Raw genomic sequence first — 18,513 nt, 5'->3', positions numbered from 1 at the left:
AAAAAAGTCAATTTCCTTCCTGTATCTATCCGTCCCATTCCCGTTCGGCTTCCTCGCGCACGGTTTCCTCAAGGTCCTCCGGCACGATCGTATAGACCGGATAATGGTCGCTCTGCTGGCGCCGCTCGGCGGAGGCGAGCATATATTTGGGCACCCCCTCCTGCTCCTCGTCATACAGAATCAAAAGGGCGTCCGTATGGGAAATAATAAAGTCGTTTTTGGCCTTCAGCTGTGACGGATTCACATACGGGCGCTTGGAAATCGCATCCACATAGTCGGCGCTCTGCTTCAGCTGTGCATAGGCGGTGCGGACGTGCTCCGGCCAGATGGAATCCTGTTCGAGAAACGGCTCGAGCACGGCGAGCTGAATGTGGTCATACTCCTTTCGCAGCCCGTTCCAGGCTTCGGCGGCCCACCATTCCACCCCGGGCTGGCCGGAAATAATCAGCCATTCGCTTCCCTCTTCAATCAGGGCCCGCAGCCGCTTCTCGAGCGTTTTCCGGATGTAGGCAATTTCCGGGGCGTCGTCCTTGAAGATCCCGATCTCTGCCGGCTTGTAGCCGGTGGCGGCCAGGCGCCTCAAGACGTCCGCCCCCGTTTATGCATCAGCCGCTCGAGCCGTTTATGCAGATCCGCCTGTTTCCCGGTCGAGAGCTGGATCCCGGCCCGTTCGGCCTTGCTCTGGACCCCTGCGGCGTACAGAAGCGCCCGCTCGGGATGCTTCGCCTGGTGCTCCTCCCATTTGGCAAGCTCCACGCCGGCCTCGAGGGTATACCGCGAATCCTCGTTGCGCTCCCAGACCTTCTCAAACCAGGAAACCGCTTCGGCGTACCGGTGCTGTTTTTTTAAATTGAGCCCGTAGCGGTGCATCGTTTCGCCGTCCTCGTCCCCGTTTTCGACCATGGCCGTATAGTGCTGGGCGCTTTTGGTCCACTCCTTCTGCTGGTCAAACCATTTGGCGACGGCAAGCGACTGCTTTTCGCCCGTGCCGTCAGCAAGAATTCGTTTGGAAATATCAATGTAAAGCGTGATCAGCGACAAAATATCCTGCTCGTTATGCTCCAGGATCCCGGTTACAAACTCGGGAAGCCCTTCGTTCACATAGTCAAAGTACAGCATCGGCGCGAGGTATCCCGGCGTGTCGTCCTGGCGGACAAACCCGAGAATATCCCGCTCCACCACGCTCAGCCGGCACGATTCCAGCCGCTCGGCAAACAGGCGGCGGCTCGCGTGCAAAAGATCAAAGTGGCCAAAGGCCGGAAGCTTCGGCACCTGGTTGCGCACGAGCGTATGCCGGGTCTGCACCTGCGGCCAGTCAAACGATTTCCCGTTGTAGGTGACCAGGTTTTCCGCCGAATAGCATTCGGTCAGAAAGTAATGATACAGCGCCACTTCATGCTCCGGCCCGGGGAGAAAGTACTGTGACACCTCGACGCGGTCGGTGTACACCCGGGCGCCGCCAAGCAGAAAGATGGTGGTGCCGGTCCCTCCTTTCAGCCCGGTCGTTTCCGTATCAAAAAACAGCAGGTCCTCCGGGCGCCGGCCCTCCGGATGGAGCGGATGAAACGCGGGCTCCTGCTGCCAGCGGTCAAACACCGTAAACAGCTCGCCAAAGGAGGCGCTTCCGTGGATGTAGTCCAGCGGATACGTAACGGTCCGCTTTAAAATCGTTTCCCCGTCGTAGTGCTTCGGCACTGCGCCGAAGGCTTTCCATTCCTCCAGGTGCAGGATGCTTCCCTCTTCCCTGTTTTCTTCGGGCGGAGCGGGAGCAGCCGGGGTTTCTTCCTGCAGATGCGTTTTCATTCGCTTGAGTTTATTTTTCATGCTCACCGGTTGAGCTCACCTCCTGTTCGGCCTGAAGCCGGTGAATGAATGCGAGCACGGTCGCTTTCGTGTTTCCACTCAGCATAATATCCGATCCGATGCAGGACGGGCATCCGTCGTGGCACGGACAGGCCTCGATTAACGAAGCGCAGTCGCGGAGCACGTCGGGCAGGTCGGTAAAAATGGTGGACGAAAGACCGACGCCGCCCGGATAGCGGTCGTATAAAAAGATGGTCGGCTGCTCCGAATGGGTCGCCTTCATCTGCGGCACCACGTGAATGTCGGACGGGTCGCACATGACCCGCACGGGCGCCGTGTGCCGGAGGACATTCGCAAGCCCCATCATCGCCTGCTCGAGGGTATCGCGCCCGAATTCCCGGACGGTCTCCTCGGGAAAATGGAGCCAGCAGGCATTTGTATGCAGCTCCTCCTCCGGCAGGTGCACGGTTCCCGAGCCGATATTTTCAAACGTCGTCAGCTTGATTTTTTTAAAGATCGTCACCTTGGCGTGCACCATCACATCGCCGAAGCCGGCGTGGTAGGACGGGTAGCCGGCCGTTTTATCCTCTTCGAGCACCTTCAGCTCAACGGCCATGTTGGCATCAGTATAGTAGTCGACCCGCACCTCTTCCACGTACGCTTTTTTCTCGTCCCAGTCCAGATAAACCACCTGGTACTGCACGCCCTGGTGAATGTAGATGGCTTCGTCATGCAGCAGGGTCATTGCGCTGAAGCGGTCCATCTGCCCGATCACCTTGGACGCGGACGGCACCGTCTGGTCGATGATGACGACGTTTTCCTGCGAGGCGGAGCGCAGGCTGATGCCGTGTGCCGGAAACGCATCGCTCATCCAGTACCATTTGGAGCCCCGGTGGTGCACGACGTTTTCCTCCGACAGGTACTCAAGCACGTCGCGCACGTCAACTCCGCCGAACGTGTCATCGTCCCGGAACGGCAGTTCAAAGGCGGCGCATTTCACATGGTCCACGAGAATGATCAGGTTATCGGGATGGATGCGCGCGGTTTCGGGATTTTTCTCGAGAAAGTAGTCGGAGTGCTGGATCATGTACTGGTCGATCGGATTGGAGCTTGCGATCATGACGATCAGCGACTCCGACTGGCGTCGTCCCGCGCGTCCGGCCTGCTGCCAGGCACTTGCAATCGAGCCCGGATAGCCGGACATGATGCACACCTGCAGCTGGCCGATGTCGACGCCAAGCTCAAGCGCGTTGGTGGAAATCACGCCCATGATATCGCCGGAGCGAAGGCCCTCCTCAATAGCCCGCCGCTGGTTTGGCAGGTAGCCGCCGCGGTAGCCGGTCACGAGGCTCTGCTGGCCGGTCTGCCTGCTGTTTAAATGCTGCAGGTGACTTAAAATCACCTCCACCATCACCCGGCTTTTCGTAAACACAATCGTCTGGACGTGCTGCTCGAGAAATGTGTTGGCAAGCCGGTTGACCTCAGAGAGAACGCCCTTGCGGATGTTCATCGCTTCGTTAATCACCGGCGGGTTGTAAAACACAAAATGCTTTTTCCCCTGCGGTGCCCCGTTGTTATCCACGAGTGTAAAGGGCTGTTCAGTGAGAGTTTCGGCAAGTTCGCGCGGATTGGCGATGGTTGCCGAGGTAGTGATAAAAGTCGGCTCTGCCCCGTAGTAGCGGGCGATACGCAGCAGCCGGCGGAGCACGTTCGCCACGTGGCTGCCAAATACCCCGCGGTACGTATGAATTTCGTCAATGACGATATAGCGAAGGTGCTCAAACAGCGACACCCATTTGGTATGATGCGGCAGAATGGCCGAGTGCAGCATGTCCGGATTGGTCATGACAATATGGCCGGCACGCCGGATCGACTGCCGGATGGTCGGTGGCGTGTCCCCGTCGTACGTGTAGCTGTTGATGGAAGCGCCGATTTCTTCGATAAACTCATTGATCTCGCTTTTCTGGTCCTGGGCGAGGGCCTTGGTCGGAAACAGATACAGGGCGCGTGCTTCCGGCTCGTCCATGATCGTCTGCAGCACCGGGAGGTTGTAGCACAGGGTTTTCCCGGAGGCGGTCGGTGTGATGGTAACGACATTGTTCTTCTGGCCGTAAGCCTCCTCAAACGCCGAATGCTGATGGGTGTACAGCGAATCGATGCCGCGGGCGGCAAGACCGGCGCGCAGGCGCTCATGCAGCTGGTCCGGGTACGCCGCCGTTTTCGCCGGCCGTTCGTCAACGGTATGCCAGAATTCTATATTGGGCGCAATGGATGGGTCAGTTTTCATCCACTGCATTAACTCCTGTAAGGATTGTTTTTTCATGGTTGCTCACCTCAGCATATCCCCATTATAGCGAATGTACGTTTGTTTTTCTATCCAGGCTGTTTTTGGTGTTATAACACAGAAAAGGCCTCCCGCAACGTTGTGCGGGAAGCCTTTTCGGGACGTGAGCGTTATTTAGTGTTGGTGTGATAGTCATTAATCATGTCGAGAATCGTCTGATTTTCCTCTTCCGGGGTATAACGGTCTTCTTTCGATCTAGTGAAATGACGCATCCTAAAATCGCTCCTTTTCGTTAATGTTGTTATAATGTAATTCAAATTATATACTGTTGTTATAATACAGTCAACGGTTATTTCAAAATTTTTTCGAATTTTTTATAAAAAAGCCCCTCTGCCCTGTGGCAGAGAGGCTCTATTTATGGCTTAGCGGCCGGCAGCGGCACGGATGCAGCTGTCGATGGTTTTTACCAGGGTATTAATTTCGGGCTTGCTCACCTGGGCGTCGGCCCCGACTTTTTCCCCTTTGTGGAACAGATCCGCCGTGATCAGCGACGAAAAAATAATGACCGGAAGGCTTCGGAGGTTTTCATGGTCCTTGATTTTTTTCGTCAGATGGTGGCCGTCCATCTGCGGCATTTCAATGTCAGTGATTACAAGGTCCGGGAGGCTTGATGCTGCGTCGTCTGCGAGTAATGCTTCTAAGTACTCGTACGCTTCCCGGCCATTTTCAAAGGAGCGGTGCTGTTTGTAACCGGCCTCTGCGAGGGTATCAACAATCAAATGCTTAAGCACCGGCGAATCCTCCGCAATTAACACGGTCGTGTTTTCCCGGTCCGGCTTGTATGCCGGCAGGTGCTGGTCAAACAGCGTGTCCGGGGAAATGTCGCTTATGATTTTTTCATAATCGAGCAGAAAGACCATGGCGTGCTCCATTTTCACAATCCCGATGGAGCGTGCTTCAAGTCCCTGGGACAGGGCGTTGGGCTTTTCAATATCCTCCCAGCTGATGCGGTGGATACGTGAAACCTCCTCCACATGAAACGCCACCTTCACCTGGTTCAGCTCTGCGATAATGTACTTGTCGTGCCGGGCGTCGTCCGCCCCCTCATGATGGAGTACTTTTTTTAAATCGATCACCGGAATCACTTCATTGCGCAGCCGGACGATTCCCTTCACGTGCTCGTGGTGATTGGGTACGGGAGTCACCTCCACCTGATGAATGATTTCGCGAACCTTCAGCACATTGATACCGAATTGACTGTTTCCGACGGAAAAAAGAACGATTTCGAGCTCATTCGTCCCGGATTCTAATAAAATATTTTTTTCACCTGCTAAGGACATGCCGTTTCCCTCCTGGTCTCTTTACTTCATATATCGGCCCGTGTCAGCATGTGTTAAAGATTTTCAGGCAGGAGTTTTTATTTTTTGGATGTTTTTGGGCCGGGCACGGAAGGTATAGATGAACAGGAGGCTGATAGAATGAAAGCACTTGTACTGAATGAAGCCGGAGGACCCGGTCAGTTAAAGGAAGAAAATATCGACATGCCGGAGCCGGAAGCTCATGAGCTCCGGATCAAGGTACACGCCGTTGGATTAAATCCGGTTGATTATAAATTAATGGGCTCTCCCCTCCCGGAATGGTCGTTCCCTCATGTTTCGGGGCTGGACGTTTCCGGGGTAGTCGATGCCGTCGGCGCGGAGGTAACCGATTGGTCGGTCGGCGATGAAGTGTATTATCACGGAAATATGACAGAGGACGGCGGGTTTGCGGAATTTACGACCACGCGTGCAGATGTGGTTTCATCCGTGCCCAAAGGACTGACGCATGTGGAAGCAGCATCCATGCCGACAGCCGGTTTCACGGCCTACCAGTCGCTGTACCGGAAGGCGCCGCTTCGCCCCGGGCAGACGATTATGATTCAGGCCGGATCCGGCGGTGTCGGCAGCTTTGCCGTCCAGCTCGCCAAGCACCTCGGCCTTACGGTCATTTCCACCTGCTCGAGTGACAATGCGGACTATGTCAAAGACCTGGGCGCCGATCATGTGGTGGACTACCGCCGGGAGAATGTGGTGGAGGAAGTACACAAATGGACCGACGGCCGCGGTGTTGATGTAGTGCTTGATCTGGTAGGACAGCAGACGGCCACAGAAGCACTGGATTATCTTGCCTTCAACGGGCATTTGATTGCTGTTGTGGAATGGCCGGATCTTTCCCACTACGTAGCGAAAACGCTCGCCCCTTCCATTCATGAAGTGGCACTTGGGTTTGTGTACCGCTCCGATGACGAAGCGCAGATTAAAGATCTCGGGTTCATCGCCCGGGAGCTTGGAGAACTGGCTTCTCAGGGAAAAGTGAAGCCTTCCGTCAGCCGGACCGTCAGCTTTAGTGATATTCCGGATGCGTTAAAGGACATGCAGGACGGTCATACTCGCGGGAAAATCGTCGCGTCGTTCGAGGCATAACCACATTCCCGGGCCCTTTCCTGTATTAGGAAGGGGCTTATTTTTGGCATTTTTGCTTGACTCTTTAATTATATATTTTTTTATTTATATTAATTACGGTAATTGAAATTTTTATTGTTAACCGAACAGCTAGGTTCGGCGTCAGCGTATCGGCGCTCCCCCGATGATAAACCACGGCCGCTGTTCATGCCACTGGATGCTTCCGTTTACGTCAAATGCGGTCGAAATTTCCTCATCTGTCAGCACGTCCTGTTTTTTCCCATCTGCCTGCACCCGTCCGTTTTTCATAATCGTTGCAGCTTCCACAGCTCCCGGCAGTTCTTCGAGATGATGGGTTACATACAGTACCGTCGGGGCCTCGGGGTTTTGCAGTGATGCTTCAAGCCCTGCGATCAGCTCTTCTCTTCCCTTTACATCAAGCCCGGTGCATGGCTCGTCGAGAAGCAGCAGTTTTGCTCCTGTTGTCCAGGCTCTCGCAAGCATCACCCGGCGCTTCTCTCCCTGCGAGAGCGCTGCGTACGGCACATCCCTGTACTGGGAAACCCCAAACGTGTGCAGCGCGTTTTCCGCCCGGGCGGTGATTTCTTCCGGTGCCTGCTCGTAAATACCGATACTCGCAAAATAACCGCTTAACGCGACATTAAAGGCGGTTTCCCCCGCCCGGTGCTGGTACTGGTCATCGAGGGCGTTGCTGACGATACCGATTTCCCGGCGGAGATCCTGCATGTTCACCCTGCCGTGACGGCCAAACCAGGTATGCACTACGCCTTCCGTGGCCCAAACCTGCCCTAAAATCGCCTGCAGCAGGGTGGTTTTGCCGGATCCGTTCAAGCCGAGCAGCGCCCGGTGCTCGCCCTGATTGACTTCAAATGAAACGTCTTCAAGCCTGACCCGTCCGTTGGTCCGGACGCTGACGTTTTTCATGTCCACTAAACGCTCCATTGCCTGGTCCTCCTTACGCTTCGGTGTGTTCATACAAATGAATATTGTTTGCGATCGTCTGGTTTTTATTTTTCAGCATCCACTTGAGCGTTGGGTGATAGTCGAGCACCGGCGACGGCTCGATCAGATGCAGGGTGTCTTCATCGGCAGCCCGGACGTCCGGTGTTGTACCCGGGGAGGCGTGCAGCTGGAATTCCTGAAGCCCCTGACACCCTCCCGTGAATTCATAGGCAATCGTTATCGTCTGGTTGTCCCCGAGACGGCGGATCGCCTCTTTCGCCCGGTCCGTTACATGTATTTGCATAGCTTCTGCCTCCTTTTCCTCTGTTCATTATAGCAAAGCTTGTCCCGGTATATAAAAAAAGAAGCCCTGAAAGGCTTCTTTTTAGGCATTCAATGGAAGCGGCCGGTGCAGAATCTTCACTCGTTCCGGAAGTTCCCCGGACCTGCGTGCTTCCATCAGTCTCCGGTACATCCGTTTACCGCCAACTGCATTAGCTGAGTGTATAGTAATTTTTGAAGGGATAATTTGTTTTTCAAGTAAATACAGCACGACGGAAAATCCATTAAAGTACTTCGTTCCCAAATCGTGGTCAAGCGACAGATGACTCACATCAGCCGTGTTTTGCAGCAGTCGCATACATTCTTCTGCTGTTTTCACTAATACGTGATTCTCCGGAGACTGTCGGACGTCGTCTAAAAAAATATTTGTTCCGTTCATGTCCCCATCCTTTGTCTTACAGAGTACTTGTATTATAACACACTCACTCTTTCTGTCCAACCAGCCTCCGGACCTCTGCTTCAAGCTCGGCCCACTGCCGTTCGCTTTCCCCTGTTTTTTCCTGCCGGAGCCACTCCGCCTGCCGGCGGGCCGCCGTTTCCCAGTCAGCGGTGCGCTCTTCCCAACGGGCCCGGGCGGCTGCCTCTGCCCAGGCGTAGACCTCTGCTTTAACGATCTGCAGTTCTTCTTCGACGACGGGACGCAGCTGTTGTTCCAGCGCCTCCCGGTACCCTTTGTTCTGCCCGTTCATAAAGAAATCATGGTGGGTCAGCGTTTTCCACTCGCCTTCCACTGCTTCTGCAATTGCCGGCACCTCCGGCGGGGAGAATTCGATTGGCGGAAAAGCTGCTTGCTCCCCCGAAAATACATAGCGCAAATGATCCGGAAGCTGCTGTCTCCAGTGCTGTTCTTCTTCGTCCATGGTCCGCTGCATCCACTGTTCAATCCGGGCGGAGGTGATCCTTGTTTCCTGCAAAAACCGCTGCAGCACCTGCTGCACCGCCTCCGTCGTTTTTCGGCGGAGCTGAGAGCGAAACGACGGCTGCTCATAAAAGTAAGCCCGTGAAAACCAAAACATAAATTCTTCCCGGTAGTAATAAAACAGGCGCTGGCGCACGTAAAAAAACAACTCCTCCGTTTCCTCCGTGAGCCGCTGTTCGATCCGTTTCCATGATTCTGTCCATTTGTCCTGTGTGATGAACTGCTCGAGCTGTGCGATATCGTTTTGCTTTTCCTGCTCCTGTTCGGCATCCGTCCGTTCCGCCTGTGCCCGCGCTCGTTCCACATAGGCCAGCACCTCCGCTGCTTCCCGGCTGCCCTCTTTCATGACAGTCGTCTCAAGCGTCGAGAAAAGAAACTGCTCAAACACGGCGTCGAACCCTTCCAGGCCGCCGGCCGTTTTATCCTGAAGCGATACCTTCCCGGAAACAGGCAGGACGAGTGGCTCACGGATGCCAATCGCGGACAGCTCCTGCCGGACGTAGTGAAGAACCTCTTCGAGCTCCTGGCGCCCCGCGGCCAGGTCCGATGCATTAACCAGGAAAAGGAGCTTATCATAGGAAAAGGTCTGGTTCACCGCAGCCAGCTGTTCCAAAAACGCTTTGTCCCCGCGGGAAAACGCATGGTTATAATAGGATAAAAACAAAATAGCGTCCGCCCGCTTCATTTCCTGAAACGAAATGTCCGCATGCCGCTGGTACACGGAATGGATGCCGGGCGTATCAACGACTTCCATTCCTCTTTCGGTCCACCCTGTCGAAAGGTAAACATCCGCCCGCTCGATCATCATGGCGGCTTCTTCAGTGCCTGCGGCCTGCTGAAACGCCTCCAGGGACACCGTATCCGGACGGCCGGCACGGCTTTTTTGCTTTTCATAGGACGCCACATACTGATCAAGCATCCTTTTTTCTTCCTCCCGCATGGCGTCAAACGCGAGCGGCTCCAGGTGCTGCTGCTCGAGCTCCGTCCGTTTCTGCTTTTCAGCCTTCTCCGCCCGCTCCTGCACCTCTTCTTCATAGGCGGCGTACCGGCTGTGCCACTCCGACACATGCGAAAGACGCACCTCAAACGGCGCGAGCAGGTCATTCATATCCTGCAGGACGTCAGCCTGCTGTTTATAATAAATGACCGCGCTCCGGTCTGCGTGCCGGTCGTCCGGCGCTTTCATATGCGTGATGGCTGCTGTGGTCGGGTTCGCTGACACCGGCAGAACGGCTTCTCCGGCCATGGCGTTGGCCACGGTGGATTTTCCGGCGCTGAAGCCGCCGAAAAAGGAAACACGAAACGCCTGCTCCCGAAGCCGCCTTGCCCGGGACTCAAGCCTCTGGGCAAAGCCTTCAAGCGGCGCATACGGCTGCACGAGACGGGCGAGCTTCTGCCACTTCTCTGCCTCGGCCTCCGGATCTGCGAGGGAGGACCGCTCCCGGCCGGCGCGGTCCAGATAATCCCGGTACCATTCCTGCACCGAGTAACCTTCTGCACCCGTCGAAGGGGCCACGGCCTGCATGACCGGCTCGCGCTCTTCCGGCTGCGCGAGCGGAACCGCCTCCTGGGCCCACCACTGCTGCTGGGCTTCGAGCAGCTCCTTCTCTTGATAAAATTCCTCCCGCCACGCTTCGTAGGCCCGCCATGCCTGCCGATGGGCAGCCGCGTTTGATTCCTGGCGCTCGGCTTCCGTCTGTTTGTGGGCATGAGCCTTCTCTAAAAACAGCGGCATCCATTCGGCGAGCTGGCGCCGGTACGCTGTCTGCATTTTTTCCTCGAGCGTGCGGCAGTAGGTTCTTGCATAGGCCTCCGTGAGACGCGCTCCCTTATTTTCCGCTTCCTCGAGCATCGCGGAGTCTGCGCGCACCTTCATGGCATCAATAGCAGCTTCCACCTCCGGGCTTTTGCCCGCATACCGTTCGGCGGTCTGCTTCATGTCACGTTTTAAATGATTTTCGAGCTCGTTTTTTATGTTTTCATTCAGTTCTTCGAGCACCCGGGCCTCGCGCTCTTTCCGTACCCGGGCTGTCTTCCGGGTGCCCAGCCAGCTTTTCACCCGGAACGTGACCAGGCGGGATTCCAAATACGCGTGCACGGCGGCCCGGGTATGATAGGGCATCAGCTTGGCACGGGCAAAGCCGTCGTGGATGGTCCGGCGCATTGCTTTTTCCGCCTTCGTTTCCCAGTGCCTGAACTCGCCGGCGGCCTCTTCGTCGGCTAAGAGTGCCTCGTAAAGGGCCCCCGGTGTGGAAAACGTCTCCCAGACGCGCTGCATGTCCCCATCCGGCTCCGCAGCAGCAAGACGCCGCTTTAAATGGGAAACCGTGATGTAATAGGCTCTCGAGGCGCATGTCTGCCGGATGCGCTCCTCCCGCTCCCGGGAACCCTCGGGCAGCATTTTCTCCTGCAGCGCTTTCCAGGAAGCAGCGGTCCGTTCCGGATAAAGAGCGGACACAAAGAAAATGGCTTCGTATTCGATCTGCCGGCGCTCCAGGCTCTGACGGATCCGGTCCTGATACGCCTGAAACGAAAGCTCCCCCTCCTCATGCTTATCCACCTGGTTCACGATAAGACACGGGCGGACGTACTGCTCGTTCAGCTGCTGCAGAAATAAGAAATTTTCCTCCGACTCCACCTGCTGGTAGTCGGTGACGTAAAACAGCTCATCGGCTACCATCCATTCCGACTCCGCCGCCCGCTGATGAGCCGATTCGGTGGAATCGATGCCCGGCGTGTCAAAAAGCGTCACCCCCGGCGGCAGCGGAAGGGCAGGATGCTTCACTTCCACCCGCTCGGTCTCTCCGGCCATCATCCATGCGTTCGTCCATTCCCCGGGCGGTACGGCCGTTGTTTCTCCGCCGGTGGTCACCTCATAGGAGGAAGCGCTTCCGGTCGTAAACGAAACGATATTGGCACTCGTTGGCACCGGGTGGGCCGGCAGCCATTCTCCGTCGAGCATCCGGTTGATCAGCGTGCTTTTACCGGCGGAAAAATGGCCGCAGACGAGCACATGGTACGCCGCCGCGCTGTTTTTCGCCTTCAGCCGCTCAAGGTCCTTCTGCTCCTCTTCGCTCAGCGCCGCCGCGGCCTGAAGCTCTTCCAGGCCGTCCGCGACCGCTGCCTCTGAAAACGTATGCCGGGAGAAAAAGCTCCGGACCGTGTCATTATTCCATTGATACATTTCAAGACTTGGCCGCTGCACCGATACCGCGCTCCTTTTTATGTAAAAACGCCGCCCCTCCGCAGAAGGAGAAGCCGGCGCTGTTTACAGCAGATAATCTTTTTCATACAAAAACGCATAAGGAATGTCCACAAACACGTACAGATCCTCCGTGATCGGATGGGAATACGTCCGGATCATTTCATCGCTGTGAAAGTCCGTATACATATCAGAAAGAATCCCCCGCTGTTCAAAGTTCATGCGCACAATGTTTTCGAGGAAATACGGCCGCCAGCTCCAGTTGCGGTTGCGCTCCTCCGTCCGGTATTCCCAGGCTTCACCGCTCTGACGCGAGGCGTTGCCGGAAAGCTGATACCCTTCCCGGTCGCACACGTACACCCTAAAGCTCATTTCCTCGAGCGACTCGGCGGTTTTCATCGTCCAGCCGTCAATGTCCTCCATCACGTCCGCGTGCTTGAGCCGGTCGTTCAGCCGCTTGTTCAGCTCGGCGGTCAGCTGGATCTGGGCTTCAATTTTTTTGCGTTCCACATCAATAAAATGGTGGATGTCTTTTTTCATCCGTTCCTGAAACTGATCCTTTTCAATGAACGTTTCTTTCGGCTTATCCAGATAAAATCCCTGGTAGTACCGGGCGCCGTTTCTCCAGGCGTAATTCAGCTGATTAAAGGACTCGATCTTTTCAAATAAAAGCGAAGCCCCGATTTTTCTCGACAGCGTCGATAGCGAATGCAGCACGTCCCGGTAAATGCTCGGGACGGCAAAATTTTCAGAAAACGTCACGTCCACCTTCAGGACATTCGGCTTTAAGTAGGCAATTTGCTCCAGATGAATCGCTTCCTTGCCGAGATTGTCAATCGCAATCGACAGGCCGGCACTCTGAGCATACTGCATAAAATGCTTCAGGCGGGACAGGTCCTGCTGAAAGTCCGTCGCCTTCAGCTCCAGGCAGATCGAGGTCGGGGCGATGCCCCTTTCTTCGTAGCCGAGCAGAAATTCAACGAGCCCGTCTCCTCCGTCGCCCAGGATGGTGGCCGCATCCACGTTCAAAAAAATCATGTCCGTCCGCTCTCCGGTCACAAAGGTATCCAGGGCAGCCTGGTGCACGGCACGGTCGATTTCCTGCTTGTACTCCCACGGCACGCCCGGGTCCCGAAAGCAGCTCTCGAGCGTTTCGGCGTTCCCGTTGTCGTTTTGGAAGCGGCCGAGCACTTCATACGCAGAAATTTCCAGCTTATCTGCACTCAGTATCGGCTGAAAGTATACCATGATCCGTTCCTTGTTCATCAATACATCTAGCGCATCCAACTCCATCACCCAATCTTTTGCTCTCAGTCTTCGGCGGCTCTGCCATTTTATCATTGCCTGCTGTTCACATACGCGTCTATTATATCATCTTTTCTCCGCCGACTGAAAAAACTGTTTCCAAATTGGAAACAGTTTTAGGCAAAATCGAACGGCGTCTCCTGATACACATAGTAGTTCAGCCAGTTCGTAAACAGAAGCGTCGCGTGGGCGCGCCACATTTTCAGCGGGGAATACAGGTGGTTGTCGTCCGGAAAGTAGTTTTCCGGCACCTCTGTCCCCAGGCCGCGACGCATATCGCGTTCAAATTCGTCGCGCAGGGTTTCTGCATCGTATTCGCTGTGGCCGGTCACGTAAATCCGCTTGCGGTCCTTGGTCGCTACGATATACAGCCCGGCTTCGTCGGATTCCGACAGAATATCAAGGTCCGGACAGGCTTCCACGTCCTCGCGTCTCGTTTTTGTGTACCTCGAATGCGGCACGTAAAACTGATCGTCGAACCCGCTCAAAAGCTTTTCATTGCGTCCGTTAATATAGTGCGGGTACACGCCGAACTGCTTTTTCGGGAGCGGATATTTATCGATGCCGTGGTGGTGGTACAGCCCGGCCTGGGCGCCCCAGCAGATGTGCATCGTGTTCGTGACGTTCTGGTCGCTCCAGTCGAGAATGCTCTGCAGCTCTTCCCAGTAGTCCACTTCTTCAAATGGAATTTTTTCAAGCGGAGCGCCGGTAATGATCATGCCGTCGAATTTTCGGCTCCGCACTTCATCGATCGTTTTATAGAACGACGACAGATGCTCGCGCGGCGTATTTTTGGACCGGTGGGTGTCCGGATGCAGAAACGATACGTCCACCTGCAGCGGCGTGTTACTGAGCATCCGCAGAATCTGGGTCTCGGTGCGTTCCTTTAGGGGCATCAGGTTTAAAATGACAATTTTCAGCGGGCGGATATCCTGCAGATAGGCCCTGCTTTCGTTCATGATGAAAATATTTTCTTTTTCCAGCGTATCCTTGGCCGGTAAATAGTCAGGCACTTTAATAGGCATGGCACTATCGTACTCCTTTAGCGTATTTCGGTGTTCTCTCCTTTTCTTTCTGTTATCTGTATATCAAACATCGCGCCCGGCGTCCAGTATTTCTGTATTTGTGAAAAACGGATGGCCGCAAGGGACCATCCGCAGACGCTTGTTATTCTTTCCACCACGTATCGTATAACGATGCCGGCAGCTCCCGTTTATGCGCCGTTTTGTTATACATATCCACCAGCCGGTCATGGGCCTCAGGATCGATGCTGCGGCCTTCGAGAAAGTCGTCAATCTGGTCGTACGTCAGCCCGAGCGCTTCCTCGTCCGGAAGACCGGGACGGTCGCTTTCAAGATCAGCGGTCGGCACTTTTTCAAACGTCGACGCCGGTGCCTCGAGCTCGCGCAGCAGCATTTTGCCCTGCCGCTTGTTCAGGCCAAACAGCGGTGCCACATCACAGGCGCCGTCCCCGTGCTTCGTATAAAAGCCGGTGACCGCTTCTGCCGCATGGTCGGTGCCGAGCACAAGCAGCCCTTCGGCCCCGGCGACGTCATACTGGGCCTTCATCCGCTCCCGGGCCTTGGTGTTGCCTTTGATAAAGTCGGACATGGTGGTTCCGAGGGCTCGTTCAAACGCCTGCACCGACGCGTCCACGCCCGGCTGCACGTCAATCGTATACGTTTCCTGCGGCTCAATGTAGTCAAGTGCCTTTGCCGCATCATCTTCATCATGCTGTTTGCCGTACGGCAGACGAAGAGCGACGAATTTAAACGGCACGGCCTGCTCGGTTTCGAGCTCATCGACCGCCATCTGGGCGAGCTTGCCGGCGAGCGTCGAATCCTGGCCGCCGGAAATGCCGAGCACAAAGCCTTTGGCCCCGGCCTGCTTCGCGTATTCCTTTAAAAAGTGCACGCGGCGCTCGATTTCCTGCTTCGGGTCAATCTCCGGCGTCGTCTGCAGTGCTTCAATAATTTCATTCTGCGTTGCATTCATAGATCGTGCCTCCAGATTAAATTATTTGTTTGAACGAGGAGCCTGAATACCAAACCGCTGCATCTGCGCCCACTGTTTTTCCTCGGACAGAATGTGCGCTTCGTAATCTCCCAGCAGGTCAAAGTGCGGGTAGTCGTCGCGGTAATGGATCCAGCCGGCCTTCAAGCCGTACTGCCTGCCCCAGCGCGCAAGTGTTTCCACGTCCCGGCAGGAGGCTTTTGTGACCGTATCACAGTCGGGAAAGCGCGGGTCATACCAGTAGTGCGTTAAGAGGGCGACCTCGCCCGCGGCAGCCTTTCGTTTCCAGGCTCTTAGTTCCTGGGCTTTAATGCCAAATGCCATCATCTCCACCGCCTTTGGCAGACCCGGCGGCTGTGGACGCCGCCAGCCGGTTGTATGCCTCGTGCCAGTCCGGCAGTGCCCTTCGGATAGCCACCGGTTTGAACGTTTCCTTGCGGACGCACACGTGGCTTGAAAACGCCCGGATGCACGTCTCGTTTTTAGCGTTAGTCACAATATACCCATATTTTACACGCACTCCGTCATAAGAATCAATCCACGTTTCAATTTCCACATCCTCGCCGTAGACGGCCGGCGTTTCGTAATCGATATTAATGCTGAGCACCGGAAACAAATAGCCGGCCCTTTCAATATCCGGATAGTAAAAGCCCATCTCCTTCATATGGTGTGTGCGTCCGATTTCGCACCATACCACATAGGAGCCGTGATGGACGATGCCCATCTGGTCCGTTTCAGCATATCGTACTTCAATTGGTGTATGAACGCTCTTCATGTCCTTCTTCTCCTTCAGATTTCACCCGTACTTCAAGCGCATGCTTCACGTCTTCAGCCGTCAGCTCGTGCAGGTCTTCATCGTTTTCCTCCGACTGGAACAGCCGGAAGGCCTGCTGCTGAAAGATTTCTTCGGCCACGTCTTCGGCGAGCCGGGCGTTGCCGTCCGTGTTGGAAACGGCGTATCTGCTTTCAAGCAGCTCGCGCGCCTCCGGCTCAAAATGATAGCCAAAACGCTCCACCGAACGCTCTGTGATCTCTGCCAGATCCTCCGGCGTGTACGGCGGGAAGTAAAAGGTTTTTTTAAAGCGGGATTCAAGACCCGGATTCATTTCAAGCAGCTGCTTCATCGGCTCCGGATAGCCGGAAAGCACAACCACCAGATTTTCGTCGTGCTTGGTCATTTCTTCGACGAGGGTATCCATCGCTTCGCGGCCGAAGTCACTCCGCGAACTCGACATCAGGGCGTACGCTTCGTCAATAAACAGTACCCCGCCGAGGGCTTCGCGGACCTTGCGTTTCGTTTTCGCGGCTGTCTGGCCGACGTACTCGGCGACCAGGTCGCTGCGGCCGGCTACGATGCAGTGGCCGCGCTTTAAAAACCCGTATTCCTTCAGGATACCGGCATACACCTGGGCAAGCGTCGTCTTGCCGGTGCCCGGCGGCCCGGAAAACACGGTATGGAGCTGAATCGGCACAGTCGGCGCGCCTTCTTCGCGGCGCTGCTGCTGCACACGGATAAAGGAGGCCAGCTTTTTCATTTCCTGCTTCACATGGTCAAGGCCGATAAAGTCATCGAGCTGCTGGACGGCAGAGCGTTTGTCCTTCGACTGTTCGCCTTCAGGCTCCTGAATGTCATCGGCCGTCAGCAGCGAAAAGTCATCGATGCCGATATAGTCCTGGTTGCCGATCGCCGCCCCTTTCTGGAAAATGCTGTCGAGCACAATATTTTTCACGGTCCGGCCGTTGCCAAACGTTTCGTCCACCTGTTCTTTTTCGATCCGCTCTTCAAGGACCCGTTTGCTTTCCTCGCTCAGGAAAAAGTCATTTTCAAGCGCAACCTTTTCTCCAATTTCCATCAGCTCATCCATGCTGTAGTCGGGCAGATGAATATGGTTGCTTTCCGGAAACCGGCTGCGAAGTCCCGGATTGGCGTGCAGAAACTGCCGCATTTCTTCCGGGTAGCCGGCCAGAATAACGGCAAACGTACCGGCGTATTCCCCGCTCGTCATGGCAGAAACCAGGGTATCAATCGCCGTCTGTCCAAAGTCGTTTCCAGCCATGCCCTCGCGTTTTAAGCTGTAGGCTTCATCAATGAACAGAACGCCGCCGACCGCTTCCTTGATCAGCGCCATTGTTTTTTCCTCGGTCTGGCCGACGTACGAGCCGACGAGACGCGAACGGTCGGTTTCGAGCACTTCATCGCGCTGCAGCAGGCCGAGCTGGTGATAAATTTTAGCCAGCAGGCGGGCGAGCATGGTTTTACCCGTGCCGGGGTTTCCCGTCAGGATCATATGAAGGCTTCGTTCATCCTTCCACTGGTATCCCTGCTCCTTGCGCCGCTTCTGATACTGCAGATAATGATACATGTTATGCACGCGGGACTTCACGCCGTGAAGCCCGATCATGTCATTGAGCTCTTCAAGCGGGTCGGCATACTCCTCGCCCACCTTCGTGAGGGAGCTCGACGCCTCGTTCCATTTTTCCTTCAGCTGCTCCACATGGCTGATCGCTTCTTTAATTTCGCGAACGGCTTCAGGAGAATAAAACGACCCCGACGCCGTATCCATATAGGCCTGGGCACTCGACGCCAGCCGTTCGCACGCCTGCTTGATGTTTTCAAGCAGAAACGGGAGCTCGCGCAGGTGTTCGTTTTCCACCACGTTCAAAAAGTCCACTGTCAATTCTTCCGGATTCCACGTGTCAAGCGTGTCATCGAGATACTGAATCATCTGGCGGCACTGCTCGCGCAGCTGTTCAGCCACGCGGTAGCGGGCCGACGCCGGATCCGTTTCGCGCAGCGGCGTCAGCTGGGTGTCCAGAATGTTTTCCTGGATGCTGTCGATCCGCTCCATCGGCCGCAGCTGCTGCAGAAGCGGCACCGAATCGTCGAGCTCCTCTGCTTTTTGCAGCCAGTTGCGGATCATCGGATCAAACCGGCGCTGGTGCTTCCACCGGTCTCTGGCCATCAGCGCATATACGCGGGCGCAGCCGGAGGGCTGCTCGTTTTCTTCGAGCGTCCGGATGCACTCGTAGGCCCGTTTGACCGTAATATTATTTTCTTCTTTTTCCCATCTATCGATTATATCGTAAATGTTATTTTGCTCGTTAATTTGCAATAAAGGCACCCCCTATCGGGAAAAGGACGAAAATGAGTTGTCATCTTTATCGTATTCCCTGGTTGAACACGCATTAGTCCTTATTTTTATTATAAGAGGTTGAAGAATGTGTGACAAATTTTATCATT

Annotated in this window: 15 protein-coding genes; 1 reads left to right on the top strand and 14 read right to left on the bottom strand. The window is 55.3% G+C overall.

The features are described 5' to 3' along the window. Window positions 1-25: 25 nt before the first annotated feature. The 4 genes from G548_RS0100330 to G548_RS0100310 all read right to left on the bottom strand — a co-directional run bounded on the left by G548_RS0100330 (window position 26) and on the right by G548_RS0100310 (window position 5,427). A complete protein-coding gene (locus G548_RS0100330) occupies window positions 26-583 on the bottom strand; it encodes an SLOG family protein (protein WP_022792152.1) in 558 nt (185 codons plus the stop codon). Beyond that, window positions 580-1,824 carry a ribonuclease H-like domain-containing protein gene (locus G548_RS0100325; RefSeq protein WP_051143816.1) on the bottom strand — a complete coding sequence of 415 codons (1,245 nt, stop codon included), beginning with the start codon at window positions 1,822-1,824 and terminating at the stop codon, window positions 580-582. The genes G548_RS0100330 and G548_RS0100325 overlap by 4 nt, the downstream gene beginning before the upstream one ends. Continuing rightward, the gene (locus tag G548_RS0100320) at window positions 1,814-4,126 is read right to left on the bottom strand and encodes a DEAD/DEAH box helicase (RefSeq protein ID WP_022792150.1); all 2,313 of its coding nucleotides are present in this window, start codon (window positions 4,124-4,126) and stop codon (window positions 1,814-1,816) included. The genes G548_RS0100325 and G548_RS0100320 overlap by 11 nt, the downstream gene beginning before the upstream one ends. A gap of 383 nt (window positions 4,127-4,509) precedes the next feature. Then, window positions 4,510-5,427, bottom strand: coding sequence for a chemotaxis protein (locus tag G548_RS0100310; protein ID WP_022792148.1), 918 nt, complete (start codon window positions 5,425-5,427; stop codon window positions 4,510-4,512). A 138-nt stretch (window positions 5,428-5,565) separates the two neighbouring features. Between G548_RS0100310 and G548_RS0100305 the strand changes: the two genes are divergently transcribed. After that, window positions 5,566-6,549 carry a zinc-binding dehydrogenase gene (locus tag G548_RS0100305; protein ID WP_022792147.1) on the top strand — a complete coding sequence of 328 codons (984 nt, stop codon included), beginning with the start codon at window positions 5,566-5,568 and terminating at the stop codon, window positions 6,547-6,549. A 141-nt stretch (window positions 6,550-6,690) separates the two neighbouring features. Here the strand turns inward: G548_RS0100305 and G548_RS0100300 are convergent, their stop codons facing one another. From G548_RS0100300 to G548_RS16910, 10 genes are all read right to left on the bottom strand, one after another. Beyond that, a complete protein-coding gene (locus G548_RS0100300) occupies window positions 6,691-7,491 on the bottom strand; it encodes an ABC transporter ATP-binding protein (protein WP_022792146.1) in 801 nt (266 codons plus the stop codon). A gap of 13 nt (window positions 7,492-7,504) precedes the next feature. Beyond that, window positions 7,505-7,795 carry an iron-sulfur cluster assembly accessory protein gene (locus tag G548_RS0100295; RefSeq protein ID WP_022792145.1) on the bottom strand — a complete coding sequence of 97 codons (291 nt, stop codon included), beginning with the start codon at window positions 7,793-7,795 and terminating at the stop codon, window positions 7,505-7,507. Window positions 7,796-7,876: 81 nt separating this feature from the next. Beyond that, entirely contained in the window at window positions 7,877-8,212 is a 336-nt protein-coding gene (locus G548_RS0100290) for a cyclic-phosphate processing receiver domain-containing protein (RefSeq protein WP_022792144.1), read from the bottom strand. Between the two features lie 43 nt (window positions 8,213-8,255). Beyond that, complete coding sequence (locus G548_RS0100285; RefSeq protein ID WP_022792143.1) at window positions 8,256-11,957, bottom strand: dynamin family protein; 3,702 nt, start codon at window positions 11,955-11,957, stop codon at window positions 8,256-8,258. 63 nt (window positions 11,958-12,020) lie between these two features. Continuing rightward, a complete protein-coding gene (locus G548_RS0100280; RefSeq protein ID WP_022792142.1) occupies window positions 12,021-13,295 on the bottom strand; it encodes an EAL domain-containing protein in 1,275 nt (424 codons plus the stop codon). 80 nt (window positions 13,296-13,375) lie between these two features. Further along, a complete protein-coding gene (gene metA, locus G548_RS0100275; RefSeq protein WP_022792141.1) occupies window positions 13,376-14,284 on the bottom strand; it encodes a homoserine O-acetyltransferase MetA in 909 nt (302 codons plus the stop codon). Between the two features lie 142 nt (window positions 14,285-14,426). Then, entirely contained in the window at window positions 14,427-15,254 is an 828-nt protein-coding gene (gene nadE / locus G548_RS0100270; RefSeq protein WP_022792140.1) for an ammonia-dependent NAD(+) synthetase, read from the bottom strand. 21 nt (window positions 15,255-15,275) lie between these two features. Then, window positions 15,276-15,596, bottom strand: a complete 321-nt coding sequence (locus G548_RS0100265) for a hypothetical protein (protein WP_022792139.1) — start codon at window positions 15,594-15,596, stop codon at window positions 15,276-15,278. Continuing rightward, window positions 15,580-16,047 carry an acyl-CoA thioesterase gene (locus G548_RS16915; protein ID WP_022792138.1) on the bottom strand — a complete coding sequence of 156 codons (468 nt, stop codon included), beginning with the start codon at window positions 16,045-16,047 and terminating at the stop codon, window positions 15,580-15,582. Before G548_RS16915 ends, G548_RS0100265 begins: the two co-directional genes overlap by 17 nt. After that, complete coding sequence (locus G548_RS16910; RefSeq protein WP_022792137.1) at window positions 16,022-18,385, bottom strand: AAA family ATPase; 2,364 nt, start codon at window positions 18,383-18,385, stop codon at window positions 16,022-16,024. Before G548_RS16910 ends, G548_RS16915 begins: the two co-directional genes overlap by 26 nt. Window positions 18,386-18,513: the final 128 nt, after the last annotated feature.

Source organism: Marinococcus halotolerans DSM 16375 (assembly GCF_000420725.1).
In the GTDB taxonomy this organism is placed as follows: domain Bacteria; phylum Bacillota; class Bacilli; order Bacillales; family Marinococcaceae; genus Marinococcus; species Marinococcus halotolerans.
Note: the sequence above shows the minus strand (reverse complement) of the source record. Positions and strands in the feature narration are given on the sequence as shown.

Excerpts from the sequence above, each read along its gene's own strand:
- G548_RS0100265 (WP_022792139.1), bottom strand. The coding sequence starts at position 15,596 with ATGGCATTTGGCATTAAAGCCCAGGAACTAAGAGCCTGGAAACGAAAG.
- G548_RS0100295 (WP_022792145.1), bottom strand. The coding sequence starts at position 7,795 with ATGCAAATACATGTAACGGACCGGGCGAAAGAGGCGATCCGCCGTCTC.
- G548_RS0100280 (WP_022792142.1), bottom strand. The coding sequence starts at position 13,295 with ATGATAAAATGGCAGAGCCGCCGAAGACTGAGAGCAAAAGATTGGGTG.
- G548_RS0100310 (WP_022792148.1), bottom strand. The coding sequence starts at position 5,427 with ATGTCCTTAGCAGGTGAAAAAAATATTTTATTAGAATCCGGGACGAAT.
- metA (WP_022792141.1), bottom strand. The coding sequence starts at position 14,284 with ATGCCTATTAAAGTGCCTGACTATTTACCGGCCAAGGATACGCTGGAA.
- G548_RS0100300 (WP_022792146.1), bottom strand. The coding sequence starts at position 7,491 with ATGGAGCGTTTAGTGGACATGAAAAACGTCAGCGTCCGGACCAACGGA.
- G548_RS0100325 (WP_051143816.1), bottom strand. The coding sequence starts at position 1,824 with ATGAAAAATAAACTCAAGCGAATGAAAACGCATCTGCAGGAAGAAACC.
- G548_RS0100305 (WP_022792147.1), top strand. The coding sequence starts at position 5,566 with ATGAAAGCACTTGTACTGAATGAAGCCGGAGGACCCGGTCAGTTAAAG.
- G548_RS0100320 (WP_022792150.1), bottom strand. The coding sequence starts at position 4,126 with ATGAAAAAACAATCCTTACAGGAGTTAATGCAGTGGATGAAAACTGAC.
- nadE (WP_022792140.1), bottom strand. The coding sequence starts at position 15,254 with ATGAATGCAACGCAGAATGAAATTATTGAAGCACTGCAGACGACGCCG.
- G548_RS16915 (WP_022792138.1), bottom strand. The coding sequence starts at position 16,047 with ATGAAGAGCGTTCATACACCAATTGAAGTACGATATGCTGAAACGGAC.
- G548_RS0100290 (WP_022792144.1), bottom strand. The coding sequence starts at position 8,212 with ATGAACGGAACAAATATTTTTTTAGACGACGTCCGACAGTCTCCGGAG.